At 64.6% G+C, this 13,312-nt stretch carries 12 protein-coding genes and 1 tRNA gene; 7 read left to right on the top strand and 6 right to left on the bottom strand.

The features are described 5' to 3' along the window. Positions 1-8: 8 nt before the first annotated feature. The 5 genes from pheS (at position 9) to IG196_RS19500 (ending at position 4,589) form a co-directional block, all read left to right on the top strand. Complete coding sequence (gene pheS, locus IG196_RS19520; protein ID WP_192192555.1) at positions 9-1,085, top strand: phenylalanine--tRNA ligase subunit alpha; 1,077 nt, start codon at positions 9-11, stop codon at positions 1,083-1,085. Between the two features lie 50 nt (positions 1,086-1,135). Next, complete coding sequence (pheT, locus tag IG196_RS19515; protein ID WP_192192553.1) at positions 1,136-3,577, top strand: phenylalanine--tRNA ligase subunit beta; 2,442 nt, start codon at positions 1,136-1,138, stop codon at positions 3,575-3,577. A 2-nt stretch (positions 3,578-3,579) separates the two neighbouring features. Beyond that, positions 3,580-3,954: an integration host factor subunit alpha gene (locus IG196_RS19510; protein WP_101490294.1), complete on the top strand. Its 375-nt coding sequence runs from the start codon at positions 3,580-3,582 to the stop codon at positions 3,952-3,954. Positions 3,955-4,027: 73 nt separating this feature from the next. Next, the gene (locus IG196_RS19505) at positions 4,028-4,486 is read left to right on the top strand and encodes a MerR family transcriptional regulator (RefSeq protein WP_192197090.1); all 459 of its coding nucleotides are present in this window, start codon (positions 4,028-4,030) and stop codon (positions 4,484-4,486) included. A gap of 26 nt (positions 4,487-4,512) precedes the next feature. Beyond that, positions 4,513-4,589: transfer RNA gene (locus tag IG196_RS19500), tRNA-Pro, on the top strand. Positions 4,590-4,844: 255 nt separating this feature from the next. Here IG196_RS19500 and IG196_RS19495 read toward each other — a convergent pair. From IG196_RS19495 to tnpA, 5 genes are all read right to left on the bottom strand, one after another. Next, positions 4,845-5,225: a cupin domain-containing protein gene (locus tag IG196_RS19495; protein WP_153280721.1), complete on the bottom strand. Its 381-nt coding sequence runs from the start codon at positions 5,223-5,225 to the stop codon at positions 4,845-4,847. Positions 5,226-5,420: 195 nt separating this feature from the next. Further along, positions 5,421-5,939, bottom strand: a complete 519-nt coding sequence (locus IG196_RS19490; RefSeq protein ID WP_192192552.1) for a hypothetical protein — start codon at positions 5,937-5,939, stop codon at positions 5,421-5,423. A gap of 50 nt (positions 5,940-5,989) precedes the next feature. Continuing rightward, positions 5,990-7,552, bottom strand: a complete 1,563-nt coding sequence (gene tnpC / locus IG196_RS19485) for an IS66 family transposase (RefSeq protein ID WP_192192550.1) — start codon at positions 7,550-7,552, stop codon at positions 5,990-5,992. Between the two features lie 77 nt (positions 7,553-7,629). Next, the gene (gene tnpB, locus IG196_RS19480; RefSeq protein WP_192192548.1) at positions 7,630-7,977 is read right to left on the bottom strand and encodes an IS66 family insertion sequence element accessory protein TnpB; all 348 of its coding nucleotides are present in this window, start codon (positions 7,975-7,977) and stop codon (positions 7,630-7,632) included. Further along, a complete protein-coding gene (tnpA, locus tag IG196_RS19475) occupies positions 7,974-8,375 on the bottom strand; it encodes an IS66-like element accessory protein TnpA (RefSeq protein WP_192192546.1) in 402 nt (133 codons plus the stop codon). Before tnpA ends, tnpB begins: the two co-directional genes overlap by 4 nt. Positions 8,376-8,988: 613 nt before the next feature. Here tnpA and IG196_RS19470 point away from each other — a divergent pair. Beyond that, the gene (locus IG196_RS19470) at positions 8,989-10,311 is read left to right on the top strand and encodes an amidohydrolase (protein ID WP_192197089.1); all 1,323 of its coding nucleotides are present in this window, start codon (positions 8,989-8,991) and stop codon (positions 10,309-10,311) included. 65 nt (positions 10,312-10,376) lie between these two features. Here IG196_RS19470 and IG196_RS19465 read toward each other — a convergent pair whose 3' ends face one another. Further along, positions 10,377-11,396 carry a Bug family tripartite tricarboxylate transporter substrate binding protein gene (locus IG196_RS19465; RefSeq protein ID WP_192192544.1) on the bottom strand — a complete coding sequence of 340 codons (1,020 nt, stop codon included), beginning with the start codon at positions 11,394-11,396 and terminating at the stop codon, positions 10,377-10,379. 368 nt (positions 11,397-11,764) lie between these two features. On the opposite strand from IG196_RS19465, the gene IG196_RS19460 reads away from it, so the two are divergent. Beyond that, positions 11,765-13,297 carry a sensor domain-containing diguanylate cyclase gene (locus IG196_RS19460; RefSeq protein WP_192192542.1) on the top strand — a complete coding sequence of 511 codons (1,533 nt, stop codon included), beginning with the start codon at positions 11,765-11,767 and terminating at the stop codon, positions 13,295-13,297. The last annotated feature ends 15 nt before the right edge of the window (positions 13,298-13,312 follow it).

Here is a 13,312-nt window from a genome sequence, read left to right as displayed (position 1 = left end):
TTGTTGCTATGAACGAGTTGGACTCCCTGGTCGACACCGCACGCGCCGCCTTCGCTGAAGCGAAAACGCCCGCAGAGCTCGAAAACGCCAAGGCCCAGTTCCTCGGCAAGTCGGGCCGCATCACCGAGCTGATGAAGGGCATGGCCGCGCTGAGTGTCGAAGAGAAGAAGTCCCGCGGCGCCGCAATCAACGTCGGCAAGCAGGCCATCGAGGCCGCGCTGACCGGCCGCCGCCAGCAACTCGCCGACGAAGAACTCTCGCTGCAACTGCGCGCCGAAGCGCTCGACGTGAGCCTGCCCGGCCGCCAACGCGCCGGTGGCGGACTGCACCCCGTGAGCCGCACGCTGGAGCGCATCGAAGAGATCTTCTCGAGCATGGGCTTCGACGTCGCCGACGGCCCCGAAATCGAGAGCGACTGGCACAGCTTCACCTCGCTCAACAACCCGCCGAACCACCCGGCGCGTTCGATGCAGGACACCTTCTACGTCGACCTCAAGGGCGACGACGGCATCCCGTACAACCTGCGTCCGCACACCAGCCCGATGCAGGTGCGCTACGCCCACCAGCACACCAAGAAGTACGCGGCCGAATTCGCCGCTGCTGCCGCCGACACCACCGGCACCGTGAAGGCGCCCGAGATCCGCGTGATCGCGCCGGGTCGCACCTACCGCGTCGACAGCGATGCCACGCACTCGCCCATGTTCCACCAGTGCGAAGGCCTGTGGCTCGGCGAGAACGTGAGCTTCAAGGATCTGAAGGTCGTCTTCACCGACTTCTGCCGCACCTTCTTCGAGCGCGACGACCTCGTGCTGCGCTTCCGCCCGAGCTTCTTCCCGTTCACCGAGCCGAGCGCCGAGATCGACATCCAGTTCGCGAGCGGCCCGCTGGCCGGCCGCTGGCTCGAAGTCGCCGGCTCGGGCCAGGTGCACCCGAACGTCGTGCGCAACATGGGTCTCGACCCCGAGCGCTACATCGGCTTCGCCTTCGGCATGGGCCCTGACCGGCTCACGATGCTGCGCTACGGCGTGAACGACCTGCGCCTCTTCTTCGACGGCGACCTGCGTTTTCTCTCGCAGTTCCAGTGATTCACTGACACGCCCTTTCCAAACCAGAAAAACAGATCGAGATCGAAGAGATGCAATTCCCGGAATCCTGGCTGCGCGAGTTCTGCAACCCGCCCCTCGACAGCGCCGCACTGGCCGAAACGCTCACCATGGGCGGCTTCGAGGTCGAAGAGCGCCGTCCGGTGGCGCCGCCTTTCACGCGCATCGTGGTCGGCGAAATCAAGGAAGCCGTGCAGCACCCGAATGCCGATCGCCTGCGCGTGTGCCAGGTCGACGTGGGGCAGGGCGCCTTGCTGAACATCGTGTGCGGCGCGCCCAATGCGCGCGTCGGCATCAAGGTGCCGTGCGCGCTCGTCGGCGCCGAACTGCCGCCGGGTGAAGACGGTAAGCCTTTCCTCATCAAGCTGGGCAAGCTGCGCGGCGTCGAGAGCGAGGGCATGCTGTGCTCGGCGCGTGAACTCGGCCTGAGCGAAGACCACGGCGGCTTGCTCGAACTCGATGCCGACGCACCCCTCGGCGCCGACGTGCGCGACGTGCTCAAGCTCGACGACGCACTGCTCACGCTCAAGCTCACACCCAACTTGGCGCACGGCCTCAGCGTGTACGGCGTGGCGCGCGAACTCGCAGCGCTCACCGGCGCACCGCTGAAGACGCCGGCCATCGTGCCCGTGGCCACGTCGTTCTCCGATGTGCTGCCCGTCAAGGTCGAAGCGCCTGACCTGTGCGGTCGTTTCTCCGGCCGCATCGTGCGCGGCGTGAACACCAAGGTCGCGACGCCGGCCTGGATGGTCGAGCGCCTCGCGCGCTGCGGCCAGCGCAGCGTGACGCCGCTGGTCGACATCTCGAACTACGTGATGTTCGAGTACGGCCAGCCCAGCCACATCTTCGACCTCGACAAGATCCACGGCGGCCTCACGGTGCGCTGGGGCAAGGCGGGCGAACAGCTCAAGCTGCTCAACGGCACGACGATCACCGTCGACGAAAAAGTCGGCGTGATTGCCGACGACCGCGAAGTCGAATCGCTCGCCGGCATCATGGGCGGCGACGCGACCTCGGTGTCCGACGACACGCGCAACATCTACGTCGAAGCCGCGTTCTGGTGGCCCGAGGCCGTGCAAGGCCGTTCGCGCCGCTTCAACTTCTCGACCGACGCCGGTCACCGCTACGAACGCGGTGTCGACCCGAGCCGCACGGTGCAGATCATCGAGCGCATCACGCAGCTGATCGTCGAGATCTGCGGCGGTGAAGCCGGCAAGATGGACGACCAGACCTTGCGCCTGCCCGAAGCCGCGCCCGTCACGCTGCGCGTGGCCCGCGCCGCGCGCGTCATCGGCATGCCGCTGACACAGGCCCAATGCGCCGACGCACTCAACCGCCTGGGCTTCGCCCTCGTCGAAGGCGAGGGCACGTTGACCGTCACGCCGCCGCCGCACCGCTTCGACCTGCTGATCGAAGAAGACCTGATCGAAGAAGTCGCGCGCCTGATCGGCTTCAACAACCTGCCGACCACCGCGCCGCTCGCGCCCATCACCGCCCGCGTGCGGCCCGAAGCGCAGCGCAGCCGCTTCGCAGTGCGCCGCAGCATCGCAGCGCTGGGTTACCAGGAAACCATCAACTTCAGCTTCGTCGAAGCGCACTGGGAGCAAGACCTGGCGGGCAATGCCAACCCGGTCAAGTTGCTGAACCCCATCGCCAGCCAGATGAGCGTGATGCGCTCGTCGCTGCTCGGTTCGCTGCTGCAGGTGCTCAAGTTCAACCTCGATCGCAAGGCGCCGCGCGTGCGCGTGTTCGAGCTGGGCCGCGTGTTCTTGCGCGACGACAGCGTCGTCACCACCGACAGCACCGTGCGCGGTGTGAACCAGCCCATGCGCGTGGCCGGCCTCGCCTGGGGCGATGCCGAAGCGTCGCGCTGGGACGGCAAGCCGCAGCGCGCCGACTTCTACGACGTCAAGGGCGATGTCGAGGCGCTGCTCGCGCCGCGCGTGCCGACCTTCGAGGCGGCCGAGCATCCGGCGCTGCACCCCGGCCGTTCGGCCCGCGTGCTGCTCGACGGCCAGGCCATCGGCTTCATCGGCGAACTGCATCCGCGCTGGCGCCAGAAATGGGACTTCACCCAGGCGCCCGTGCTGTTCGAACTCGACCTCGACGCCGTCACGGCGCGGCCCGTGCCCGTGGCACAGCCGGTGCCCAAGCTCCAGGCCGTCGAGCGCGACATTGCGGTCGTCGTGGCCGAAGCGGTGTCGCACGATGCGCTGATGCAGGCCATCCGTGCGGGTGCGTCCGCATCGGGCCTGCTGCGCGATGCCACGCTGTTCGACATCTACCGTCCGCAGCCGCTGCGTGAAGGCGCCGTGGCGACGCCGGGTGCGTTGGCACCGGGCGAGAAGAGCATGGCCGTGCGCCTGACCTTCCAGAGCGATGTCGCCACGCTAACGGACGAGCAGGTCGAGCCTGCAGTCCGTGCAATCGTCGAACAACTGGGCGCCACCCTGGGCGGCCGCTTGAGAGGATGAAGATGAACGCCGCCGAATTCACGCTCGAAGCCCTCGAAACGCCGGCGCTCACCAAGGCGCACCTGGCCGACCTGCTGTTCGAGCAGATCGGCCTGAACAAGCGTGAGTCGAAAGACATGGTGGAGGCGTTCTTCGAGCTCGTCGCCGGCAGCCTGATCGAAGGCACGGACGTGAAGATCTCGGGCTTCGGCAACTTTCAGATCCGCGTGAAGGCGCCGCGTCCGGGGCGCAACCCGCGCACAGGCGAAGCCATTCCGATCGGCGAGCGCCGCGTGGCCACCTTTCATGCGAGCGCGAAGCTCAAGGAGCAGATCCAGGGCAGCATCGAGCCGCAGGACGGCACTTCCGAAGTCGAGTGGAGCTTGGGCGCGGAATAGTGCTTGGTGCTGTGTGGCCGCGTAGAGTAATCTATGAGGTTTCCCGCGCACAGTCTTGATTTCAATGGAAATAATGGAGAAAGCGCTCCCGCCGATTCCAGTCAAACGCTACTTCACCATCGGTGAGGTCGGCGAACTCTGTGGCGTGAAGCCGCACGTGCTGCGCTATTGGGAGCAGGAGTTCACGCAGCTGCGTCCGATGAAGCGGCGCGGCAACCGTCGTTACTACCAGCACCACGAAGTGCTGATGATCCGCCGCATCCGCGACCTGCTCTACGATCAGGGCTTCACCATCAGCGGTGCGCGCAACAAGCTGCAAGAACTCACGCAAGGCGAGCGCGACCGCCGCAAGGCAGGCGAAGTGCCGCTCGAAGGCCTGGAGGCGATCGAGATCGGCCAGGAAGAATTCGACGCTGCCGTGCAAGACGAACCCGGGCCCGCAGCGGCCACGCAGACTGTCGACCTGTCGCAGTTGTTGCACCTTCGCCGAGAGCTTTTTGAAATTCGTGAGCTGCTGACTGTCGGGCACTGAATTTAGCCCGCTATAATCGAGAGCTTCGGTGTGTGGCGCAGCCTGGTAGCGCACTTGCATGGGGTGCAAGGGGTCGAAGGTTCGAATCCTTTCACACCGACCATAAGTAAAGACAGAGGCCGCTAGGAGCATATACCTAGCGGCCTTTTTCATTGGGCCGGGCGAATCGTGTCCGGAGGCACACACTGAAATCCGGTGACTGCCAGCGCCAAGTGGGGGTACAGAAGGGGGTACAAACCTCCTGAATCCCCTGGGGCGGCGGTTTTGTACCCACCCCTGGATGTATGTTGTTCCGTACGGATCACGCCGGCGTTCGAGCATCCCGAAGAAGTCTGTTCCTGAGGCCTTTCACCTCGGGTCAGCTCTTGGACTTTGCATATTCCTCTGCGCTCATCATCTCCAAGCCGACGAATGGAGCGTTGCCTTCGACCCATGCGTCGTGACCCGGTGGAATGGTGTACGACATGCCTTCCTCAATGACAGTCTGCGAGCCGTCATTCATTTGCACGGTGATGCGACCGGACACCGCGTACCCGACGTGAGCCACCTGGCAACTGTCTGTGCCCACGACCGGCTTGATGCACTTCGACCAGCGCCACCCGGGCTCGAACTTGAAGCGTCCGAGCGTGTAGCCCTCGAGGCGGACCACTTCGACCCGGGTCTTTTCGGGCTCCCGAACCTCATCCGGTTCGTCATGGGATTTCGTCTGAAGCTTGTTGACATGCATTGGACTTGCCATCGCGACTCTCCTTGCACGAGTGAGCAACCAGTCCGCGGCAGTCTCGTGCCGAACCGCACGTGAACGATGGAATGGTAGTCCTGGGCCACGCTTGCAGTGATCTATTTCTTGCACGGCAGTGCGCTCCTTGCAGTGGGCGTCATGTGGCAGTTTGGTAAGCGTCAGCTCACGGCCCTCTTGACCACGGCCGAGTGATCAGATGTCGAAGACCTGGCGCAGCATGTGGAATGGCACTCGCCATGAATGCCCGTTGCCCGTGTCGACGGTGGCGGTGCGCTGGTTGATGCGCACGACGATGCCCACCTGAGGCTGGAGGTACTTGTCGTCGAACGAGACCTTCTCGCCGCAGCGGAAGTCGCCACGCGAAGGCAGGTTCGTCGGTTGTGCGGGGCGCGCAGATGCCGTCGCTGCTGGGCTTGAAGGATCTGGCGCCTCTATTGCCGTGTAGGGCAGCTTCCATTCACGCCGCGAGCCTTCCTCGTGCAAGGTGACCTGCATGTCCTTCATGGCGACCACCTTGCCGTTGCGCATCTGTCCATCGCGCCAGTCGAGGAAGCGCACCATCTGGCCGAGGTGCATGTTCGTGCGCACGGCGAGGATGCGTCGCGGGTCGGCCAGCATCCGTTCGATGATGGCGCTCAGCTGGAACAGTTCCAGGCTGCTCGCCCGGTTGAGCGCATCGATCAGCTTTGGGTCGGTGCCTTGCGGGTTCACTTTGTCGTCCTCTTCGCGTTGTCCGGTTGCAAGCGCCCGGGTACAGGTCTTCAGGCTGCCAGTCGTTGTTCCAGGTGCTGCCCACCGATGTTCCACGGCAGCAGCTCGTCGATGCGGTTGATTGGATGGTCCGCGATGCGTCCGAGCACATCGCGCAGGTAGGCTTCAGGATCGATCCCGTTCAGCTTGGCGGTCTCCACCAGGCTGTAGATGGCCGCGGCGCGCTCGCCCCCGGCGTCCGAGCCCATGAACATGAAGTTCTTGCGGCCCAGGCTGACACCGCGCAGCGCGCGTTCGGCGGCGTTGTCGATCTCGATGCGCCCGTCGTCGCGGTAGCGCGTCAACGACCCCAGCCGCGTGAGCGTGTAGCCGATGGCGCGGGCGAGCTCCGACTTGGCGGACACCTGCCCGAGCATTCCTCTCAACCAGGCAAACATCTCTTCGAGCCGCGGCCCGGCTCGCGCCTGGCGCTCCCGGCATCTCTCACCCGGCGGGCGCCCTCGGATGTCGGCCTCAATCGCATACAGCGCACCGATGCGTCTGAGCGCTTGTTCTGCAATCGAGCCTGGCACACGCCCTTGGCTCTCATGCAGATCCCAGAACGGTCTGCGCGCATGTGCCCAGCACGAAGCTTCGATGACGTTGCCGTTTGCATAGAGCTTGGCGAAGCCGGCATACGCATCGGCCTGCAACACGCCCTTGAAGTCCTTCAGATGCGTCTGAGGATGTTCACCCTTGCGGTCAGGCGAGTAACGCAACCATGCTGCCGGCGCGTCGGTGCTTGCCGATGCGCGATCGTCGCGCACATAGACCCAGAGCCTTCCGGTCTTGGTCCGGCCACGCCCGGGCGAGAGCACCGCCACCGGCGTGTCGTCGGCGTGGAGCTTCGTGCCAGCCAGCACGTAGCGCCCGAGCGCTGCAACCAGCGGGTCCAGCAGCTTCTCGCTCTGGCCGACCCAGCCAGCCATCGTGGAGCGCTCGATCACGATGCCCTCGCGGGCGTAGATGCGGCTCTGGCGGTAGAGCGGCTGGTGGTCGCAATACTTGGCGACCAGCACGTGGGCCAGCAGCCCAGGACCCGCGACACCGCGCGCGATGGGCCGGCTCGGTGCTGCCGCCTGGAAGATCGACTCGCACGCCATGCAGGCGAGCTTGGGGCGCACGTGGCGGATCACCTTGAAGCGCGAGGGCACGTACCCCAGTTGTTCCGAGACGTCCTGGCCGATCTGGCGCAGTCGGCCGCCGCACGCGCTGCAGCCGCAGGCCTGGCCGGCGGCGTCGTGCCGTGCGTTCGACGCCTCGGGCCGGTACACATGGTTCTCTCGCGGCAAGTGCGCGGGCAGGCTGCGGTCGAAGCCTTCGCTGTTGGCGGCTTGCGCCTTCGGTGTCTGCGCGACCGGCGCAAGATCGTGCATCGGCAAGGCAGCGATCAACGCGAGCTGCGGGTCGTCGAGTTGTTCGCTGGAGGCACCGAAGCGGGCTCGGACCTGGCGCAGCAACTGCACCTTGAGCTTGTCCACGAGCAGCTTGAGCAAAGCGACTTCAGCGTCACGCGCCTCTACGACACGCAGCAGCGAGTCGACGGTGTGGGGCGCGTTGACGGTGTTCGGCACGCCCTCTACTATGCCATCGGGCCTACCCGGAGTTGACCGAGGCTCGTGCGTTCAGAAGACGAATTCTTGCGCGCGCCTCAAGCCGCGAGCGCGGGCTGATCGGTGCGAGTCGGCATGCGCCAGTCGATGCCCTCGAGCAGCATGGACAGCTGAGCCGGGGTCAGCGAGACCTTGCCAGAGTGCGCCTGCGGCCAGACGAACCGGCCGCGCTCCATACGCTTGGCCAACAGGAGCAATCCCTGGCCATCGAACCACAGCACCTTGAGCATGTCGCCGCGCCGGCCGCGGAAGACGAAGACGTGACCGCAGAAGGGGTTGGCTTCCAACGCTGTCTGCACCATCGCAGACAGGCCGTTGAATCCCTTCCTCATGTCGGTATGGCCCGCGACGATCCAGACGCGAGTGCTGGTGGGCAGGCCGATCACGCCAGCGCCTTCAGCGTCTGCAGGACATAACGCACGCTGGCTTCGTCGACCGCGCCGCGCAATCGCACCCTCGCTCCGCCGACATCGATCTCGATGGTCCCGGCAGGTTGACGAGGCGCCGCCGCCGTGGGTGAAGGGCATGACCCAACCGGTGCCGCTTCGATGGTCACGGGCAGCAGCATCGGCGAGGGATTCGACGGCACCGGCGTCTGGGGCCGCTCCTGAGCGCTCAAGTGCATCCGGCGCCATGCGAACAGCAGGTTCGAGTTGATGCCGGCTTCCAGCGCAACGGCTGCGACCGACGCACCGGGCGCCAGACTGCGCGCGACCACCTCGCGCTTGAACATCGGGCTGTGCTCGCGCCGACGGCGCTTGCTCGGGGTGTCTTGATCGTTCATTGATGTGCATTAGCGGTTCTTGATGCACACGACCGCCGTGCGCACCGAACAGCCAATCCTGCTCAAAGCCATCAACAAAAACAGAGGGTGCTGAGATGACGCTTACGCAGTTTGCGTAAGCCGAGTTACAGAAAATCTTCGTCCACCACCCGCGACAGCACGGACCAGCGCAGTCGCTGGGCTCAGCTTGATTCCGGCTCCCGGTGCAGTACCCAGCGGCGTCCATCGCGCAGGAAGCTTCTGTTGACTGCAGTCGCTTTGACCGGTCGAACAGTGCGCGCTCCTGATGAGGGTTGCAAGTCCAGCATTGGATGTCGGGTGTCGCTGGCGGATTCAACCGGTCGATGCAACACACTGATTGCTGCGCACGCAGAAGGAGTGTTGTAGATGCTTCAGCATCGCCGTTCGCTGCCGTGCGTAGGCAAGTACACCAGTGATTCGTCTGTCGCGGCAAGCGAGTTCGTGACCACGGTCGTCGTGACCTTGCTGTCCGCGGCGTGTCTCATGACGTCAAGGCCGGGGAGGGCAATCCCGGGCTCGAAGCTTGCATGAAGCCGTTCACACTGGTGCGGCGGGTGTCCGTCTTCTTTCCTTTTCACGGGGTGTCTTCTTCATGTCTTCCTGTTCATTTCCTCGCGGCGCTTTGTCCGCCGTTGCGTTGCTGACCCTGGCGCTGAACGTCGGCGCACAGAAGTCGCTGCATCAGCAAGTCGGGCCCATCGTCAACGGCATGTACCCATCGCTCGACGCGCTCTACAAGGACCTGCACGCCAATCCGGAGATCGCATTTCAGGAAGTGCGCACGGCCGCGAAGCTGGCTGGTGAAATGCGCCAACTCGGTTTCGACGTCACCGAGAAGATCGGCGGCACGGGCGTCGTGGCGATCTACAAGAACGGTGCAGGGCCGACGGTGCTGGTGCGCACCGAACTCGATGCGCTGCCCATGGAGGAGAAAACTGGCCTGCCGTACGCGAGCAAGGCCAAGACGCAATCGAACGGCCGCGAAACTTTCGTGGCTCACAGCTGCGGTCACGACATCCACATGGCGAGCTGGGTCGGCACCGCGCGCACGCTGCTCGCGATGAAAGACCAGTGGAAAGGCACGCTGATGTTCGTGGCGCAGCCCGCCGAAGAAACCGTCTCGGGCGCCAAGGCGATGCTCGCCGACGGTCTGTTCAAGCGTTTCCCCAAACCCGACTTCGCGTTCGCGCTGCACACCTCGCCGTCGCCCTATGGATTCATTGGCTACAAGGTTGGTGCGATCAGCTCCAATTCGGACTCGCTCGAGATCACCTTCAAGGGTCGTGGCGGTCATGGGTCGGCACCAGACAAGACCATCGACCCGATCGCGATCGCCGCACGCTTCGTCACCGATGTGCAGACCGTCGTGAGCCGCGAAAAGGATCCAGCCGAGTTCGGCGTGATCACCATCGGCGCCATTCAGGCCGGCACCGTGGGGAACATCATTCCCGACGCAGCGGTGCTGCGCGGCACCATCCGCAGCTATCAGCCGGAAGTGCGTGAGAAGCTGCTGGCCGGCATTCGCCGCACAGCCAACGCGGCGGCGATGATGGGCGGTGCGCCCGAGCCGGTGGTCGACCTCGTGCCGGGCGGCGCCGCAGTGGTCAACGACGAAGCGGTGGTCAATCGAACGGCGGCGGCGCTCAAGACAGCGTTTGGCGACCCGAAGGTGGTGCAGGTGCGGCCCATCACCGCGAGCGAGGACTTTTCCGAGTTCGTCAATGCCGGTGTTCCGTCGATGATGTTCTTCGTGGGCGTGCTTTCGCCCGAGGATGTGGCGGCGTCGCTCAAGCCCGGCGGCAAGCCTCTGGCCTTCAATCACTCGCCTTTCTTCGCACCGGTGCCGGAGCCCTCGATCAAGACGAGTGTGGAGGCCATGAGCTTGGCCGTGCTCACCACCATGGCACCCAAGTAGCCCGGGTCGCCGTCGCTGGCCGCGCTGCGGTCATGCGATCGGCAGCTGCGGGCGCTATACAGCCATCAATCCGCTGTGATGTTGTTTGCCTTCACGACGGCTCCCCACATCTTGTACTGGGCGCGCGTCATCTCGCCGAGTTGTTCCGGTGAGCCGCCACCGGGTTCGTCACCGCGATCCACAATGCTCTTGACGACGGTCGGGTCCTTCAGGGCCGCATTCATCGCGCTGCTGGCCTTCTTCACGATGTCGGGGCTCAGGCCAGGTGGTCCATAGAGGCCGATGAAGGAGATGATGGTGAAGTCCTTGACGCCGCTTTCCGTGGCCGTGGGCACGCTTGGCAGCATCGGGGACCGCTTCTCCCCCGTGACCAGCAGTGGGCGCAACTGTCCCGACTTGACAAAGGGGGCGACGACGGAGGTCGCGTCGAACATGGCGTCAAGACGGCCTGCCATCAGGTCGACCATGGCGGGGCTGCTGCCTTTGTAGGGCACATGGTTCATCGCCGGGCTGCCCAGGCGTTCGCGCAGCAACTCCATCGTGACATGTATCAGCGAGCCCGGCCCACCGGTGCCGTAGTCAATGCCTTTGCCCGCTTTGGCCCTGGCCTTCACTTCCTCTGCGAACTGCGCATAGGTCTTGATGGGGGAGGTGGCGGGTACCACGAGCACCAGCGGCGACTGCAGCATGACGCCGATGGGCGTCATCTTCTGCGGATCGACAATGCCCAGCTTGGTGTAGACATGCGGCATGATCGTCATCGAGCCATTGCCAACCAGCAGTTTGTGGCCGTCCGGCGGCGCCTTCATCAGTTCGACCGAGGCGATATTGCCGTTGACACCGGCCTTGTTGTCGATGAGCACCGGCTGGCCAAGCGCGCCCTGCATGCCGTTCGTCAAGACGCGTCCAGCAAAATCGGTTTGCCCGCCGGGTGGGAAGCCGACCAGCAAGGTGACCGATTTGGTGGGCCAAGTCGTCTGTGCACTTGCGACTGAGCCCACCAATGCACCCAAGCCGAGGGCTGCAATGCCCAGACAAAGGGTCAAGCGGCGCGCCGTTGGATCAGAGGAATAGTTCGTTCGCATCATCAGGTCCTTCCATCGGCCATGTGTAGAAAACTGCCCCCTGGATCGCGCGCCGCTGCTGCGCAACGTGGGCCTGGTGAAAAGTGATTCTGCGTCAATGCTTTTCCGCGCGATGCGGGGTTAAACCTAGCCAGGAGGCCTCCCGGTTGCGTTGACAGGCCCGTCGCAGGGCCGGCAGAGCAAACGACGTCGTTGGCCGCCAGGCGGCGAGAAGCGGTCGTTGAGACGAGGACACCGACGAGGCGTTCTTCGACGTGCGGGCTGTTTGAGCCCCACAGCCGACCGGGCGAAAGGTGACGGTCCGGCCGGAGATGTGTCAAAGTCGCGCAAGCGCTTCAGATCAGTCGCCGTTGCTCCGGAAGGACACAGTGTTTCGCCGACCCTCCATCACTTTTCGAACGACAGCCTTCGTGACCGTCGTTTGCCTCGCCCTCGTGGCGCTCGACTGCTGGAACAGCTGGAATTCGCGCGCGGAGCAGCTTCAGCAGATGAGCGTTGCGGCATCGAACCTGGCGCGTGCCATGGCGCAGCAGGCGGATGACACCATCAAGCAGGCCGACACCGCGCTGGTCGGCATCGTCGAGCGCATCGAACACGACGGGACGGAGCCGGAAGCTGTCGCACGGCTTCGTAAGGTGCTCGCCATGCAGGTGACCGAACTCCCGCAACTCGACGGACTTCACATCTATGACAAGGACGGAAACTGGGTCGCGAACTCCCGGCAGATCGCGCCGCAGAACCTGAACAACGCGAGCCGCGAGTATTTCGTCTTCCATCGCGAGCACGAGGACCGCGGACCGCACATCGGTATTCCGGTGAAGAGCCGGACCAACGGCAAACTGCTCGTTCCCGTTTCCCGGCGCATCAATCACGCAGACGGCAGCTTTGCCGGCGTGGCGCTCGCGACGATCGACATCGACTTCTTCTTGAAGTTCTACGACAGCCTCGACATAGGGCAGGCCGGCGCCGTTGCGCTGATCCTCGAGAACGGAACGATGATGACTCGCCGGCCGTACAGCACCGACATGGTCGGAAGAAGCATGCTGGGCACGGGCCTCTTCCAGGCGTACGTAGCTCAGGGCCCGGCCGGGACGGCTGAAATCAAATCGGCGCAGGACGGCGTCACGCGATTGAACAGCTTCCGGCGTCTCTCCAACTATCCGCTGTTCGTTGCCGCGGCCCTCTCCAAGGACGAGATCCTGGCCGCCTGGTGGCGGGAAACGCTCTGGCATACGGGCGGCGTCACGCTCCTGACGTTGATCGTCGGCCTCGTGGGATGGCGGTTGGTGAAGCAGATGGAGCTGCGAAGCAAGTCCGAGGTCGAACTGCGGCGGGCGCGCGACGCGCTGGAGACGCTGAACAAGACCTTGAACACCCTCGCCATGGAGGACGGTCTCACGGGGTTGGCAAATCGCCGGCAGTTCGACGTGGCGCTCGACAGCGAATTCAGCCGAGCCATACGCAACGCGAGCACCCTGGCGCTCATACTGATCGATGTCGATTCCTTCAAGCAGTACAACGACATCTACGGCCACACGGCCGGGGATGAGTGTCTGCAGACGATCGGGCGCACGATCGCAAGCGTCGCATCTCGCCGTCCGGGAGATCTTGCAGCCCGGTACGGCGGGGAGGAACTGGCCGTGCTGTTGCCCAATACCGATGTGGCCGATGCCGCCGTCCTGGCGGAGCGAATCCGCAGCGCGGTTCGTGACCTGGAAATCGTGCACGCCGGGACCCCCGACGGCTTCGTCACGCTGAGCGCCGGTGTGGATGCGTTCAGCCCCGCAGTGACCTCGGGACCACCGAAGACGTTGATCCAGGCCGCCGACAAGGCCTTGTACGCGGCCAAGATGGGAGGGCGCAATCGCGTGTGCACGGCGATGCGACCGAGCGCTGCGTAAACAAGTCCCTGAGAT

The sequence above is a fragment of the Variovorax sp. 38R genome, from assembly GCF_014843395.1.
Taxonomy (GTDB): Bacteria; Pseudomonadota; Gammaproteobacteria; order Burkholderiales; family Burkholderiaceae_C; genus Variovorax; species Variovorax paradoxus_H.
This window is presented reverse-complemented; position numbering and strand designations above follow the sequence as displayed.